We start from the raw sequence: 15353 nt of genomic DNA on the forward strand, positions 1-15353 counted from the left end.
GTACTTAAGCCTTAACCAAGGCCTTATCTGACCAGGAGCTTGCTCTCATGAAATTGTGGAAATCCCTGCTGGCCGGCGCGGCCATGATCGCCTCGGTGGCGGTGGTACACGCGCAGGAAATCAACTTCGGCATCATCTCGACCGATTCCAGCGCCGCGCTGCGTCAACGCTGGCAGCCGCTGATCGACGACATGGAGAAGCAAACGGGTCTGAAGGTGACGCCGTTCTTTGCCACCGACTACGCCGGCGTGATCGAAGGCATGCGCTTCAACAAGGTGCAGCTCGCGTGGATGGGCAACAAGGGCGCGATGGAAGCCGTGGACCGCTCACAAGGCGAAGTCTTCGCGAAGATCATGTACGCCGACGGCACCGAAGGCTACTACTCTCTGCTGATCTCGAACGCATCGAGCCCGTACAAGACGCTCGAGGACGTGATCAAGAACGGCAAGAAGATCAACTTCGGTCTGGGCGATCCGACCTCGACGTCGGGCACGCTGGTGCCGGGTTACTACGTCTTCGCCAAGAACAACATCGATCCGCGCACGTACTTCAAGACGGCGCGCAGCTCGAATCACGGTGCGAACCTGATGGCGGTCATCAACAATCAGGTGGACGTGGCGACGAACAACACCGAAGAGCTCAACAAGCTCGAAGCCACACAGCCGGAGAAGGCCAGGCAGGTTCACGTGATCTGGAAGTCGCCGCTGATTCCGTCAGACCCGCTGCTGTGGCGCAAGGACCTGCCGGACGGCACGAAGAAGAAGATTCGCGACTTCTTCCTCGCCTACGGCAAGGACGCGCACGAGAAGGAAGTGCTCAAGAACATTTACAACTACGGCGGCTTCCGTGCCTCGTCGGATGCGCAACTGCTGCCGATCCGTCAGCTCGAACTCTTCAAGCAGAAGGTGCAGCTTGAGCAGGACGCCAATGTCGATGCGGCCAAGAAGAAGACGCAACTGGCCGATCTCGACGGCAAGCTGGCAGCGCTCGACAAAGAACTGAACAAGACGAAGTAAGCAAGGCTTGTGGTGGCAGACGGTCGACCGGCAACGGTCGGCCGTCTTAATTTCCTCACCGGCGGCTACCGAGCCGGTACGACTCGTGGTACTCGACATGAACACCAGCGCATCTATTACTGCCAATGGCCGACTGCCGGGCGAGCCGCCCAAGCGTTCGTGGCTCTCCCTCATCAGCTGGGGCATCTTTTTTCTGGTCCTGGTGTGGTCGTGGAGCGGCGCCGACATGCGTCCGCTCGATCTGATTCGCGATTCGGGCAACATGAGCCAGTTCGCGCACGATTTCTTCCCGCCCGACTTCCACGACTGGCGGGTGTACGTCCACGAGATGATCGTAACGATTCACATCGCAGTCTGGGGCACGGCGCTCGCGGTGGTGTGTTCGATTCCGATGGGGTTGCTCAGCGCGTCGAACATGGTGCCGGCGTGGGTCTACCAGCCGGTGCGTCGCGTGATGGACGCTTGCCGCGCGATCAATGAAATGGTGTTCGCGATGCTCTTCATCGTGGCCGTCGGTCTCGGTCCGTTCGCCGGTGTGCTCGCGCTGTGGGTGCACACGACGGGTACGCTCTCGAAGTTGTTCGCCGAGGCGGTCGAAGCGATCGATCCGCGTCCGGTCGAAGGCGTGCGTGCCACGGGCGCTCGCGCCATCGACGAGATTCTGTACGGCGTGCTGCCGCAGGTCATGCCGCTGTGGATTTCGTACACGCTGTACCGCTTCGAGTCGAACGTGCGCTCCGCGTCGGTGGTGGGCATGGTCGGCGCCGGCGGCATCGGCGTGGTGCTCTACGAAGTGATCCGCAGCTTCCAGTACGCGCAGACGTGTGCGGTGATGGTCATCATGGTCATCGTCGTGACGTGCATCGACATCTTCTCGGCGCGCGTGCGCAAGATGGTGATCTGACGTTTCGCAAGTGGTGTCGTAACGAAAAAGGCCGCATCAGCGGCCTTTCTCATGAGATGACGTACGGGGCTCAGGCGATGCGCTGCCCGACCATATACGTCTCACGCGGAATCGGCGGCATGCCGGGGCGGGTGGCCACGCGCACCATGTCGGCGCGCAGACCCGGTGCGATGCCGCCGCGATCCGTCAGGCCGGCCGATTGCGCCGGGTTCCACGACACCGTGCGCATGGCCTTCGACAGGGTCCAGCCGCAGTCGGCATGATCGTTGTGCAACTGGAACGCCGCTTGCAGCAGACTCGCCGGCACATAGTCCGACGACAGGATGTCGAGCACGTCGTTGCGCGCGAGTTCCGCGGCCGCCACGTTGCCCGAGTGCGAGCCGCCACGCACCACGTTCGGCGCCCCCATGATCACGCCGATCGACTTCTCGTGCGCTGCGCGGGCTGCCACCAGCGTCGTCGGGAATTCGGACAGCGCCACGCCGTCGCGCTCGGCCTCTTCCACATGTTCGAGCGACGTATCGTCGTGGCTCGCGAGCGGCAGGCCACGCGCACGGCTCATCTCGACGATGGTGCGACGATGCGGGATCGCATACTTCTCCTGCTGCGCCTTCAGATCGGCGAGCATCGCGTCCCATTGCGCGTCGGGCACCTTGCCGTTGCGCTCGTGATATTGACGATGCAGCACCGGATCGTGCCACTGACGCTGACCCGGCGTGTGATCCATCACCGACACGAGACGCAGCAACGGGTGATTGCACATGTCGGCGAACGTGTCCGCCGCGTCCTGCGTGGCGATCTCGCAGCGCAGATGCAGAAAGTGATCCGCACGGAAGAGCCCGGCGGCAATCGTGTCGAGCAGCGCCTGACCGCACTCCGCCTGCACCTTGCGGCTGCGCAGACCGGAGGCGTCGCGCTCGCCGATCACCAGCGAATCGAAGACGGTGGTGATGCCGGCGGCTGCGACCTGCGCGTCGTGAATGGCGAACGCGGCGTGCGTGTTCCAGTACACCCCGGGGCGCGGCGCCAGATGCTTTTCCAGGTTGTCGGTGTGCAACTCGACCAGACCCGGCACCAGATAGTCGCCTTCCCAGTCGATGGCCTCGGCGGCCTGCGTGGTGCCTTCTTCGGCCGAGTGGATGAGACCCTCGCGCACTTCTACGACCCCTGTGAAGGTGGTATCGGGCGTGACGATGCGAGCGTTCTTGATAAGCATGGACAAACTCCGGGGGATCAATGAGCGGGACGAAGCACGGGACGCATGGCGAGCGTGCGCGTCGCCACTTCGTCGCGGGTCGCCTCGTCGTGGAAGATGCCCACGATGGCGCTACCTGCGGCACGGGCTTCGGTAATCAGTTGCGAGACCACGGCGCGGTTCCGGGCGTCGAGCGACGCGGTCGGCTCGTCGAGCAGCAGCACGGGGGCGGCGGCAATCAGCCCGCGCGCGATGTTGATGCGCTGTTGTTCGCCGCCCGAGAACGTCGCCGGCGCGAGCGTCCAGAGGCGCTCGGGAATGTTCAGGCGCGCGAGCAGGTCGCGCGCACGTCCCGTTGCATCGGCTTCGCCGTGGCCCAGACGACGCAGCGGTTCCGCCACGATGTCCAGCGTGCTCACGCGGGGAATCACGCGCAGAAACTGGCTGACGTAACCGAGCGTCGAGCGACGCACGGACAGGACTTCGCGCGCGGTGGCGGTCGTGATGTCGACCCAGCGCTCGCCCTGACCGGTATCGTGACGAATCTCGATGCGGCCCTCGCCGGCGAGGTAGTTGCCGTACAGACAGCGCAGCAGCGTGCTCTTGCCCGAGCCCGAAGGGCCGACGAGCGCGACACATTCGCCGCGCCGTACCGTCAGATCGATACCTTCGAGCGCGGGAATCGCGGCGCCGCCCTGCGCGTGCAGGCGGAAGGTCTTGTGCAGACCGTGCGCGCGCAGCATGACGTCGTCCTCGCGCGTGCCGGGCGTGAGCGCTGCATCACCGAGTGAAGTTGCCGAAGTGGTCGAGGTGGCCGACGGCGTGAATTGAGTTCCGGAGTTCATACGGGCAGCACCGAGGAGACCAGCAATTGCGTATAGGGATGTTGGGGATCGTCGAGAACCTGATCGGTCAGCCCGGCTTCGACCACGCGGCCCGCCTGCATCACGATGAGACGGTGCGCAATGAGTCGCGCCACACCGATATCGTGCGTGACGATGATGGCGGCAAGATGAAGGCGCTCCACGAGCGAGCGCAGCAGGTCGAGCAGACGTGCCTGCACCGAGACGTCGAGACCGGCGGTCGGCTCGTCCATGAACACCAGACGCGGTTCGGTGACCAGATTGCGCGCGATTTGCAGACGTTGTTGCATCCCGCCGGAGAACGCGCCGGGCATTTCGTCGACCCGTGACGGATCGAGTTCGACCTGCGCCATCCAGTGACGCGCCTTCTCGCGAATGTCGCCGAAGTGACGTGCGCCGACGGCCATCAGACGGTCGCCGATGTTGCCGCCGGCGGAGACGTTCATGCGCAGTCCGTCACGCGGGTTCTGCTCGACGAAACCCCACTCGGTGCGCAGCAGGCGGCGCTTGTGCGCTTCGTCCAGCGCGCACAGATCGTGCAGCGTGCCGTCGGTGCCGCGATAGTGCAGCGAGCCTGCGTCGATCTCGTGGCGCAGGGCGAGCGCGTTGAGTAGCGTCGACTTGCCCGAGCCGGACTCGCCAACGACACAAACCACTTCACCCGGCCACAGATCGAAGCTCACGTCGGCGCAGCCGATGCGATCGCCGTAATGCTTGCCCAGCCCTGCGACCTGGAGCAGCGGCTCGTCCATCGGCGCCGCAGCGCGCAGCGCTGTATCAATGACCGCGTTCATGCGTTCTCCTTTGCGGCTTTCGACGCGTGGGCGGCATGGGCGGCATGCGCGACGTCGGCCATGCTGGCCGAAGCACGATCGCCGCAGTAATCGCTGTCCGAGCACACGTACATGCGCGAGCCTTCGTCGTCGGTGATGACTTCGTCGAGGAAGCTGTCGGTCGCACCGCACAGGGCGCAGTGCGCGTCCCACTTCTGGATCTCGAACGGGTGATCGTCGAAGTCGAGACTCTCGACCGACGTGTACGGCGGAATCGCGTACAGACGTCGTTCGCGTCCCGCGCCGAAGAGTTGCAGCGCCGGGTTCATATGCAGCTTGGGGTTATCGAATTTCGGAATCGGTGACGGCGACATCAGGTAACGGCCGTTGACGATCACCGGATAGTCATAAGTCGTGGCGATCGCGCCGTGACGCACGATGTCTTCGTACAGACGTACGCGCATGAGGCCATACTCGCCGAGTGCGTGCAGCTTGCGCGACTCGTTGATGCGCGGCTCCAGGCGATACATGGGTTCGGGCATCGGCACCTGAAACACGAGGATCTGACCGTCGTGCAGCGCAACTTCGGGAATGCGGTGACGGGTCTGGATGACGGTGGCTTCCGACGTCTTCGTCGTGGTGGCCACGCCCGCCGTGCGCGCAAAGAAGCGGCGGATGTTCACGGCGTTGGTCGTGTCGTCTGCGCCCTGATCGATGACCTTGAGCGTGTCGTCCGAGCCGATCACGGCGGCGCTGACCTGAATGCCGCCCGTGCCCCAGCCGTAAGGCAGCGGCATCTCGCGGCTGCCGAACGGCACCTGATAGCCGGGAATCGCCACGGCCTTGAGCAGGCTGCGGCGAATCATGCGTTTGGTGTGCTCGTCGAGGAACGCGAAGTTGTAGCCGTCGGTGGTGGTCGATGCGCTCCGGGTCGCGGTGTCGGGGGTGTCGTGCAATGTGGCGGCGGGGTTCATGCTGCCTCCTGAGTGTTCTGGACGGCAGGCGTGGTGACGCTGCCCTCGGTCCGGGTTCCTTCGGTGCCGGTGCCGGTGCCCGTGTCGTTGGCATCGCCTGCGTCGGCACGGCTTCCATCGACATGGCTGCCGTCGATCTGCGTGCCGTACTTCGCCGCGTGCTCGGCGCGCAGGCGGCGCACCAGTTCCAGCTCGGCCTGAAAGTCGACGTAGTGCGGCAGTTTCAGGTGCTGCACGAAGCCCGACGCCTCGACGTTATCGCTGTGGTACAGCACGAATTCCTGCTGCTGCGCGGGCGAGTTGGCTTCGTCGCCGAGTTCCTTCGTGCGCAGCGCACGGTCGACGAGCGACATCGCCATTGCCTTGCGCTCGTTGTGACCGAAGGCCAGTCCGTAGCCTTGCGTGAACTGGGGCGGCGTTTCCTGATTGCCGCCGAACTGCGTGACCATCTGGCATTCCGTCACGGCGATTTCACCGATGTCGATGGCAAAGCCGAGTTCTTCCGGCTCGATTTCAAGCGAGACGTGGCCCAGACGAATCTCGCCCGCGAACGGGTGGTCGTTGCCGTAGCCGCGCTGCGTCGAGTAACCGAGCGCGAGCAGAAAGCCTTCGTCGCCGCGCGCGAGGTTTTGCAGACGCGCCGTGCGCGATGCCGGCGTGAACAACGGCGAATGCACGAGGTCGTGCGGTTCGGGATCGCTGCTGTCGGTGCTCAGCGCTTCGAGCAGGCCGTCGCGCTTCATGATGTCGGTGATGCGCGTCGTGGCGGCGATGGGCGGCACGTCGGGGATGTCCGGCGCGTTACCCGCATTCCCCATGGCAGCCGGTGCTTCGGTCGCGACACGCGAGGGGGCTGACGTCGTCGCGCTCGTCATGTCTCCCGGCAGCAGGGCGTCCGACGTTTCTCCTTCCGCCAGCAAGGCGAAGTCGAGCAGACGTTGCGTGTAGTCGTATGTGGCGCCGAGCACCTGACCGCCGGGCACGTCCTTGAACGTGGCGGAGATGCGGCGCGACAGGCGCATCGCGGCCGTGTCGATGGGCGTCGTGGTGCCCAGGCGCGGCAACGTCGTGCGATAGGCGCGTAACAGGAAGATCGCTTCAACGAGATCTCCCGCCGCCTGCTTGATCGCGAGTGCCGCAAGCGTTTCGTCGTACAACGCGCCTTCGCTCATTACGCGGGAGACGGCAAGACGCATCTGTTCACGGATTTGCGTCACCGTGAGCGCGGGGACGTCGGGATTGCCGCGTCGCGCTTTGGCGAGCAGGTCCCACGATTGTTCGATGGCGCGCTCGCCACCTTTGACTGCGACGTACATCAGCAAACCTCCACGTGCGTAGTGCGCGGCAACCCGAGCACCGAGTCGCCTGCGACGATCAGCAGATCGAGACCGGCGGGAAAGCGCGGTGCAAGGGCGGCGCGGGCCTGCCAGAAGGCCGCCGTCAGTCCGCCGACGGTGACGTCCGCATGTGTCTGAATACCGGGGCCGCGCAGGCGCAGACGCAGCGCGTCGTTATTCGTGTCGCCTTCATGACCCTCATGAAGCGCGGGCACATCGACGATCAGCGTGGCGCTGTGCTCCGGCGACTCGGCCGTGCCGAACGCGAAGCGCTCCAGCGCCGGGCAGTTCGCGGGATCGGTGAGTAAAGCGAACTGGGCCGTTGCCGGCCCTGCTTCGTCGCCGAGCAGCGGGGCGCCGGTGTGAAAGCGCAGCGCGCTCGACACTTCGCCGAGCGGCGCCTGCAACCACACCGGCGTCGTGGCGTCTGCCAGCGCAAGGAGGATGGCGCGTGCCGCGATGCTGGCTTCGTCACAATGGGCGAGCCGCCCGCCGACACTGCGCAACTGGCCGGGGCGCGCGAGCGCATCGAGCACCGCGCGGAAGACGCCCTGCGCGTCGTGGACCGGATCGTCGAAACCGGGTTGCAGATCCGACCAGTCGGGAATCGTTGCCGTCAGCATTCAGGCCTCCCGGACCATGGTGAAGAATTCGACACGGCTGGCAGCGGCGTCGGCATCGTTTTGCGCTGCGGTGGCAGCCAGACGTTCGGAGATGGCGGTGAGCGCACCGGCCGCGAGCACACTGCGGTGCTGGGGCATCTGCATGAGCGCGTCCAGACGCGCCACGCGCACCGCGCGTTCCGCATCGCGGCCGAGCACGTAACCCGTGCCGACCACGCCATCCTGCTGACGTAGCGTGCAACGCGTGACGGTTGTCTCGCCGAGGTTGAAACGGTCGCCGCTGCCGCCTACGCGGCCCTGCACCAGCACCAGGCCGGTCTGCGGCGCACGCAGCCAGATGAAGGACGGGGCGTCGGGGCAACGGGCGATAGCGGCGTCGAGTTCGTCGCGCGTCGCGCGTGCAAACAACGCGAGCCACTTGGCGCGGTCGGTCCGCTGTTGCGGGGCGCCGCCGTCCTCGTCACGCGTTGTGTCGGAAGATGTGATTGGCATAATTGTCTAGTCGTATAGACGTGTGTATGATCGCAATAACTTCGATGGGGTACTGCTCGCGGCCTCATTACAACTTTCCGGGGTGTCAATTTGATGACAGCACAACTCGAACGGGGCGGCGGCGTTGCGGTCTGGCGGCAGATCGCGCAGATTCTTGCCACAGAGATCGGCGAGCGCCGTTACGGCGAAGGCTTGCCTGATGATCGTCTACCGAGCGAGACGGATCTCGCGGTCCGTTTCGGTGTGAATCGCCATACCGTGCGACGCGCCATCCTCGGGCTCGCCGAGCAGGGGTTGGTCAACGTCGAACACGGCCGCGGCACGTTCGTGCAGGCGGCCGCGATCGGTTACGTGATCGGGCGGCGCACGCGCTTTACCGAGAACCTCTCGCAGAACAACCTGAAGACGGCGCAGCAGATCGTCTCGGCGTACAAGCTCAAGGCCGAGGGGGCCGTGGCGAAGGCGCTCGGGCTGCGTGTCGGCGCTCCCGTCTATCGACTGGAACTCACGCGGCGCAGCCTCGACCCGCAAGGCATCGAACTGCCGCTCGCGTACAGCGAGAACTGGTTTCCCGCGACGCGCCTTCCCGATTTTCCCGATGTCTTCGCGCAGCATGAGTCGATCAGCGCCGCGCTCGCCGTCTTCGGTGTGAAGGACTACACGCGTCGCGAGAGTCGCATCGGCGCACGCATGCCCGATGCGGACATCGCGCGGCACCTTGGGATCAACCGTCAGCAACCGGTGCTGAGCGTGGAAAGTACGGATGTGGACGAAGCGGGCAACCCGATCAAGTACGGCATTGCCTACTTCCCGGCAGACCGCATGCAACTCGTAGTGCAAGGAGGGACCGAATGAGCGAGGTGAGCGCCATGACAAGCGCAATGACCGAACAGGAGCGGGGCGCGCTCGACCTGAACGTCGCGCGCTTTGCGGTGTACTACGCGCCGCCACCGGGCTCGTGCTGGTGGAACGAAGGCAGTCGCTGGCTCGGCCGCGACGCCATCACCGGGCGCGAACTGCAAGCGCCGAACGTCCCCGGCCTCTCTCGCGCGCTGCATGACCTGAGCGTCGACCCGCGTCGCTACGGCCTGCACGCCACGCTCAAGGCGCCGATGCGACTCGCACCGCAGGCGCAATTGAGCGATCTGGCGGGCATCGCCACGGCGGTGGCCGCACGTCACGCGCCGTTCGATCTGGTAGTCCATACGGACGTGATCGGCACGGAGAATGGCAAGCGAGCGGGGTTCGTAGCGTTGCGTCCGAAAACCGGGAGCGATGGCGAGAAGGCGGTCAACGCCGTGGCGGCCGACTGCGTCGAAGCGTTCGACGCCTTGCGTGCGCCGCTCACCGACGCTGAACTGGCGCGACGCAATCCCGAATTGCTGACGTCCCGGCAACGCGAATACCTCGCGCAATGGGGCTACCCGTACGTGTTCGACGAGTTTCGTTTTCATGTGACGTTATCGGATCGCGTCGATGCCGCCGATGCCAACGTCATCACCGACTGGTGGCAACCTCGCGTGGACGCCCTCGGACCGATGCGCGTCGATAGTCTCGCCATCTTCGTTCAGCCGACGCCGGGCGAGCCGTTCCACGGCTTCGAGCGTTTCGCATTCGGGAAAGCCGCATGAATCACGCACGCCTGTACTACGTGATGGGGCCGTCCGGCGCGGGCAAGGATTCGCTGCTCGCGTATGCGCGCGCACGTCTGGACGGCGCGTCGACGAGCGACGTGCCGGTGCTCTTCGCGCATCGTTACATCACGCGCCCCCCGTCCGAAGGCGAGAATCACGTCGCCTTGTCGCACGGCGAGTTTGCGTTGCGGCATTCGCTGGGATGCTTCGCGCTCGACTGGGAGAGCCACGATTGCCGATACGGCATCGGGATCGAGATCGATGCCTGGCTGGCTGCGGGGGCGAACGTCGTGGTGAACGGCTCGCGTGCGTTTCTCACGCAGGTCGTGGCCCGCTACAGCGAGCGGTTGCATCTGGTGGAGATTCGCGTCGATCCGGCGGTGCGCGCCATGCGTCTGGCCAGCCGGGGGCGCGAGACGGGCGATGCGCTCGACAAGCGGGTTGCGCACAGCGTGTCGTGGACACCGCCCGACGGCATCCCGTTGTCGGTGGTCTCCAACGACGGGGCGCTGGCTGAGGCGGGGGATCGTCTTATCGGTTTGTTGACGAAGCAGCACATCGGCTGATGACGAGACCGGCATAGAGGGTGGGGCGCAATGCCCCGTCCGCCGGGCGTGTCGCTTCCATGACGGTGATGTGAATGTGGCATCATGTGTCGTTATTTTGCAAATTATTGCAAAGTGCGCACACTTTGCGTAACCTTCACTTCACCGCATACGACATTGCCCGACCGGCGCGCTGCGACGTCACGTTCCGCCGCTGGCACGGGCGCCTCCCGGAGCCTTCCATGTCATCAGTTCTGCCCACTCGTGCCCGCGTCGTCATCGTTGGCGGCGGCATCGTCGGTTGTTCCGTCGCGTATCACCTTGCCAAGCTAGGCTGGTCGGATGTCGTGCTGCTGGAGCAGGGGCAGTTGTCGTGCGGCACGACGTGGCACGCCGCGGGGCTCGTCGGTCAACTGCGTTCGCAGGAAAGCATGACGAAGCTCATCCGCTATTCCACGAAGCTCTACAGCGAGCTGGAAGCCGAGACGGGGCTGGGAACGGGCTGGAAACAATGCGGTTCGCTGTCGGTGGCGCGCAGCCACGAGCGCATGACGCAACTCAAGCGCACGGCGGCCGTGGCGCGCGCCTACGGTGTGCAGTGCGACGTGATCTCGCCACGCGAAGCCGGTGAGCTGTGGCCGGTGATGCGCACCGACGATCTCGTCGGCGCCGTATGGCTGCCCGGAGACGGCAAGGCAAATCCGACCGATCTCACACAGGCGCTCGCGCGCGGTGCGCGCAGCCGTGGCGTGCGCATTGCCGAGAACACCTGCATCACGCAGATTCATACCGCGTCGCCGAATGGCATTCCCACGGCGACCGGCGTGTCGTGGCGCAACAAGGCGGGCGAGAGCGGACGCATCGACGCCGAGATCGTCGTCAACTGCGCGGGACAGTGGGCGAAAGCCGTGGGGCGCATGTGCGGCGTGACCGTGCCGCTGCATTCGGCCGAGCACTACTACATCGTGACGGAGCGGATCCCGGGCGTGCACACCGACCTGCCGGTCATGCGCGATCCGGACGGCTACATCTACTTCAAGGAAGAAGTCGGCGGTCTCGTGATGGGCGGTTTCGAACCGAACGCCAAACCGTGGGGCATGAACGGCATTCCCGAGAATTTCGAGTTTCAGTTGCTGCCCGACGACTGGGATCAGTTCGAAATTCTCATGGAGAACGCGCTGATCCGCGTACCGGCGCTGGAGACCGCGCAGATTCGCCAGTTCTACAACGGCCCGGAATCGTTCACGCCGGACAACAACTTCATTCTCGGTGAAGCCCCCGAACTGCGGAATTTCTACGTGGGCGCGGGCTTCAACTCGATGGGCATCGCCTCGGCCGGCGGGGCGGGCATGGCGCTTGCCGAGTGGATCGTCGCGGGCGAGCCGACGATGGATCTCTGGCCTGTCGATATCCGCCGCTTTGCGGGATTCAACGGCAACGACACATGGCTGCACGATCGCGTGAAGGAAACACTCGGCCTGCATTACGCGATGCCGTGGCCGAATCGTGAGCTGGATACCGCACGACCGTTCCGTCGCTCGCCGCTCTATGCGACGTTGCTCGCGAAGGGCGCATGTTTCGGCAGCAAGATGGGATGGGAGCGGCCGAACTTCTTCGCGCCGTCGCCCGAGCAGGCGACCATCGAGTACAGCTTCGGTCAGCAGAACTGGCATCCATGGAGCGCGGCGGAGCACCGGGCGTGTCGGGAGGCTGTCGCGCTGTTCGACATGAGTTCGTTCTCGAAGCTGCTCATCAAAGGCCGCGACGCAGAGCGTGTGTTGCAAACACTGTGCAGCAACGATGTCGCCGTGCCGCCGGGACGCACCGTCTACACCGGCATGCTCAACGAGCGCGGCGGCTACGAATCGGATTTCACGCTGACGCGGCTTGCGCCCGACCGATACCTGCTCGTGACCGGATCGGCGCAAACCACGCGCGACATGGATTATCTGGAGCGTCGCATCGAGGGGATGGCCGGCGCGGCGGGCATCGATGGCGATCCTCATTGCACCGTCGTCGATGTCACGGGCCAATACGCCGTGCTGGCGCTCATGGGGCCGCATTCGCGCGCGTTATTGCAGCAAGTCTCGAAGGCCGACTTCTCCAACGAAGCCTTCCCGTTCGGCACCAGCCGCGAGATCGATCTCGGCTACGCCACGGTGCGCGCGACCCGTCTGACTTACGTCGGTGAACTCGGCTGGGAGTTGTACGTGCCGGTCGAATTTGCCGTCGGTGTCTACGAGACGCTGCATGCGGCGGGCAAAGCGTTCGGATTGAAAGACGCGGGCTACTACGCCATCGACTCGCTGCGCATCGAGAAGGGTTACCGCGCGTGGGGACGGGAACTGACGCCGGACACGAATCCCGTCGAAGCCGGGCTGACGTTCGCATGCAAGCTCGCGAGCGGCATTGCCTTCACCGGACGCACGGCCGTCGAACTTGCCAAATCCAAGGGCGCGCGACGCCGGCTTGTCAGCGTGGCCCTGGACGAGGCGGGCGACAAGATGCTGTGGGGCGGGGAGGCGGTGCTGCGCGACGGGCAACCGGTCGGGTTCATCTCCTCGGCGGCATTCGGTCACACGATCGACGCGCCCGTCGGCCTGGCGTTCCTCACGAACCCGGACGGACCGGTGACGGCCGATTACGTCGAGACCGGCCGGTACCAGGTCGATCTCGCGGGAGAACTGCTCGACGCGCGGGTGCAGTTGCGTGCGCTGTACGATCCGAAGGGCGAGCGCGTGAAGGCGTAGACCTCTGCCACAGGCGCACTCGCCGCCGCTTCTGTAAAATGCCGCTTTTGCCTCGTTTTCGCGCGCCGGGGTCTGGCGCGCGTCCGGTCTCTGACGTATGTCTTTTGCTTGTATTGCGGCGGCGCGCCGCTTCGACGACCGAGCGCATCTGCCGCTCGTGATCGGCTCGCAGCGTTATGGGTGGATTCGCCGTAGCGACGTCGAGTCGCTGTGCCGTTGGCCCGACGTGTTCGAGATCAGCTCGCTTGCGGTGCGGATTCATCCGCGACACGACTCGTGCGAGGCCCGCACGGCGGCGCTCGCACCCGTGATCGAGACGCTGGCCGCCGAAGGCCGCATCACCGGCTGGCGCAACGAGCGTTACGCCATTCGGCAGCGTCTCTACGACACACCGCTCGCCTGGATCGAGCGGGCTGCCTCGCGCTTTTTCGGCACGCGCACGTTCGCCGTGCATGTGAACGGCTACGTGCCGGCGCGGTTCGTCGGCGAAGCGCCGAAGATGTGGATTGCGCGACGCAGCGTGCTCAAGGCGACCGATCCCGGCTGTCTCGACAATGCGGCGGCGGGCGGAATCGGCAACGGGATTGGCGTGGGCGACACGCTCGTCAAGGAGTGCTGGGAAGAAGCGGGCATTCCGGCATATCTGGCGAACGAAGCGCGGCCGGGCCGCACACTGCACATCCTCGCGGAGATTCCGGAGGGCGTGCAGTCCGAGCAGATTTTCGTCTACGATCTTGCGCTGCCGCGCGGCTTCGTCCCCGAGAATCAGGATGGCGAGGCGAGTGCGCACTGGTTGTGCTCGGCGGGGCGCGTGCGCGAGGTGATCGCCAGCGGCAAGATGACCGTCGATGCGAGCCTCGCGAGTCTCGACTTCCTGTTGCGTGAGGGCACCATTCGCGCGAAGGATTGCGCCGGGATCGAGGCGCTGTTCAAGCCAGCGGACGAGTAGCGGGACAAAGATAGCGGCGAATGCGGCGAGGTCCAGCGGGAGATCACCACGTCGCCTGATGGGCTGTCGTGTCTCGCGATGCCCCGACAAGTCCTGACGAGTATGGCGTCGGCAGCGGGGACCGTCTGAACCTGCCGGCCATCGACCGAATTCAGGAATTTACGAATTTCAACACTGCAACGACATTGCAAGCCTTTGCCCAGGAGCAATCATGGCACCGATCGAAAATAGCTACATTCTGAAGTTGTCCTGCCCGGACCGTCCCGGCATCGTCCACACGGTGGCCGGTTTCCTGGTCGAGCGCGGCGGCAACATTCTCGACTCGGCGCAGTTCAACGATCGCTTTACCGGCGGCTTCTTCATGCGCGTGCATTTCCAGCAACTGCCGGGACAAACCGATCTGGCGACGTTGCAGCGCGACTTCGCACCGCTCGCCGAGCAGTTCGAGATGCAGTGGGAACTGGTCGACGCGTCGATCAAGCCGCGTGTGCTGCTCATGGTCTCGAAGATCGGTCACTGCCTGAACGATCTGCTGTTCCGTTACAAGACCGGCCAGCTCAACATCGAAATCCCGGCGATCGTCTCGAACCACAAGGATTTCTATCAACTGGCAGCGAGCTACAACATTCCGTTCCATCATCTGCCGCTGATGAATTCGACGCCGGAATCGAAGGCCGCGCAGGAAGCCAAGGTGTTCGAGCTGGTCGAGGACAACAACATCGACCTCGTGGTGCTGGCGCGCTACATGCAGGTGCTCTCGAGCGATCTGTGCAAGAAGCTCGCAGGCCGCGCAATCAACATCCACCACTCGTTTCTGCCGAGCTTCAAGGGGGCGAAGCCGTACTATCAGGCGTTCGACCGGGGCGTGAAGCTGATCGGGGCGACGGCGCATTACGTGACGTCCGATCTCGACGAAGGTCCGATCATCGAGCAGGAAGTCGAGCGCGTGGATCACACGATGGACCCCGAGCAACTGACGGCCATCGGTCGCGACGTGGAATGCGTGGCGCTCGCGCGTGCCGTGCGCTTCCATGCCGAGCACCGCATTCTGCTCAACGGCCACAAGACGGTGATCTTCCGTTGAGGATGGCGAGGCCGCGTGGCGTGACGTAGAACGCCGCCTGACCTCATGGCGCATAAGCGAGAACGCCCGGGATGTCATGTCCCGGGCGTTCTTGTTTTATGGACGTGAGGCGTCCGATGATCGACGTCAGGAGGCGATCAACCTCATCGCTGTGCCAGTACGCCACTACGTGGCGAGTGAATTCAACGCTGCGGGACGTGTGATAGAGGACACC

15 protein-coding genes are annotated in these 15353 nt (G+C 64.7%); 8 read left to right on the forward strand and 7 right to left on the reverse strand.

Going from position 1 to position 15353, the window contains the following annotated elements; all coding sequences use genetic code 11:
• Positions 1-47 precede the first annotated feature (47 nt).
• Together phnD and phnE are read left to right on the forward strand one after the other, a co-directional pair.
• Positions 48-1016 carry a phosphonate ABC transporter substrate-binding protein gene (gene phnD, locus PCA20602_RS09965; protein ID WP_150721048.1) on the forward strand — a complete coding sequence of 323 codons (969 nt, stop codon included), beginning with the start codon at positions 48-50 and terminating at the stop codon, positions 1014-1016.
• A 97-nt stretch (positions 1017-1113) separates the two neighbouring features.
• Positions 1114-1920 (forward strand): phosphonate ABC transporter, permease protein PhnE, encoded by an 807-nt coding sequence (gene phnE / locus PCA20602_RS09970; protein ID WP_150721049.1) that lies wholly within the window; start codon positions 1114-1116, stop codon positions 1918-1920.
• Between the two features lie 70 nt (positions 1921-1990).
• Here phnE and PCA20602_RS09975 read toward each other — a convergent pair whose 3' ends face one another.
• The 7 genes from PCA20602_RS09975 to phnG form a co-directional block, all read right to left on the reverse strand.
• On the reverse strand, positions 1991-3136 hold the full coding sequence (locus tag PCA20602_RS09975) for an alpha-D-ribose 1-methylphosphonate 5-triphosphate diphosphatase (protein ID WP_150721050.1): 1146 nt from the start codon (positions 3134-3136) through the stop codon (positions 1991-1993).
• A gap of 17 nt (positions 3137-3153) precedes the next feature.
• Positions 3154-3858: a phosphonate C-P lyase system protein PhnL gene (gene phnL, locus PCA20602_RS09980; protein WP_246182111.1), complete on the reverse strand. Its 705-nt coding sequence runs from the start codon at positions 3856-3858 to the stop codon at positions 3154-3156.
• A gap of 98 nt (positions 3859-3956) precedes the next feature.
• The gene (gene phnK / locus PCA20602_RS09985; RefSeq protein ID WP_150721134.1) at positions 3957-4730 is read right to left on the reverse strand and encodes a phosphonate C-P lyase system protein PhnK; all 774 of its coding nucleotides are present in this window, start codon (positions 4728-4730) and stop codon (positions 3957-3959) included.
• A gap of 38 nt (positions 4731-4768) precedes the next feature.
• A complete protein-coding gene (locus PCA20602_RS09990) occupies positions 4769-5725 on the reverse strand; it encodes an alpha-D-ribose 1-methylphosphonate 5-phosphate C-P-lyase PhnJ (protein ID WP_150721052.1) in 957 nt (318 codons plus the stop codon).
• Positions 5722-7041 carry a carbon-phosphorus lyase complex subunit gene (locus PCA20602_RS09995; protein WP_150721053.1) on the reverse strand — a complete coding sequence of 440 codons (1320 nt, stop codon included), beginning with the start codon at positions 7039-7041 and terminating at the stop codon, positions 5722-5724. The genes PCA20602_RS09990 and PCA20602_RS09995 overlap by 4 nt, the downstream gene beginning before the upstream one ends.
• Positions 7041-7685: a phosphonate C-P lyase system protein PhnH gene (phnH, locus tag PCA20602_RS10000; RefSeq protein ID WP_150721054.1), complete on the reverse strand. Its 645-nt coding sequence runs from the start codon at positions 7683-7685 to the stop codon at positions 7041-7043. Before phnH ends, PCA20602_RS09995 begins: the two co-directional genes overlap by 1 nt.
• Positions 7686-8177: a phosphonate C-P lyase system protein PhnG gene (gene phnG / locus PCA20602_RS10005; protein ID WP_083253537.1), complete on the reverse strand. Its 492-nt coding sequence runs from the start codon at positions 8175-8177 to the stop codon at positions 7686-7688.
• 93 nt (positions 8178-8270) lie between these two features.
• Between phnG and phnF the strand changes: the two genes are divergently transcribed.
• The 6 genes from phnF (at position 8271) to purU (ending at position 15139) form a co-directional block, all read left to right on the forward strand.
• The gene (gene phnF, locus PCA20602_RS10010; protein WP_150721055.1) at positions 8271-9032 is read left to right on the forward strand and encodes a phosphonate metabolism transcriptional regulator PhnF; all 762 of its coding nucleotides are present in this window, start codon (positions 8271-8273) and stop codon (positions 9030-9032) included.
• A 14-nt stretch (positions 9033-9046) separates the two neighbouring features.
• Entirely contained in the window at positions 9047-9808 is a 762-nt protein-coding gene (locus PCA20602_RS10015; RefSeq protein ID WP_174980943.1) for a DUF1045 domain-containing protein, read from the forward strand.
• A complete protein-coding gene (phnN, locus tag PCA20602_RS10020) occupies positions 9805-10377 on the forward strand; it encodes a phosphonate metabolism protein/1,5-bisphosphokinase (PRPP-forming) PhnN (protein WP_150721057.1) in 573 nt (190 codons plus the stop codon). Before PCA20602_RS10015 ends, phnN begins: the two co-directional genes overlap by 4 nt.
• 221 nt (positions 10378-10598) lie before the next feature.
• Entirely contained in the window at positions 10599-13106 is a 2508-nt protein-coding gene (locus PCA20602_RS10025; RefSeq protein ID WP_150721058.1) for a GcvT family protein, read from the forward strand.
• A 97-nt stretch (positions 13107-13203) separates the two neighbouring features.
• On the forward strand, positions 13204-14055 hold the full coding sequence (locus PCA20602_RS10030) for an NUDIX hydrolase (RefSeq protein ID WP_150721059.1): 852 nt from the start codon (positions 13204-13206) through the stop codon (positions 14053-14055).
• A gap of 211 nt (positions 14056-14266) precedes the next feature.
• The gene (gene purU / locus PCA20602_RS10035; RefSeq protein ID WP_069340307.1) at positions 14267-15139 is read left to right on the forward strand and encodes a formyltetrahydrofolate deformylase; all 873 of its coding nucleotides are present in this window, start codon (positions 14267-14269) and stop codon (positions 15137-15139) included.
• The last annotated feature ends 214 nt before the right edge of the window (positions 15140-15353 follow it).

Origin of the sequence: Pandoraea capi (genome assembly GCF_902459735.1) — a bacterium.
In the GTDB taxonomy this organism is placed as follows: domain Bacteria; phylum Pseudomonadota; class Gammaproteobacteria; order Burkholderiales; family Burkholderiaceae; genus Pandoraea; species Pandoraea capi.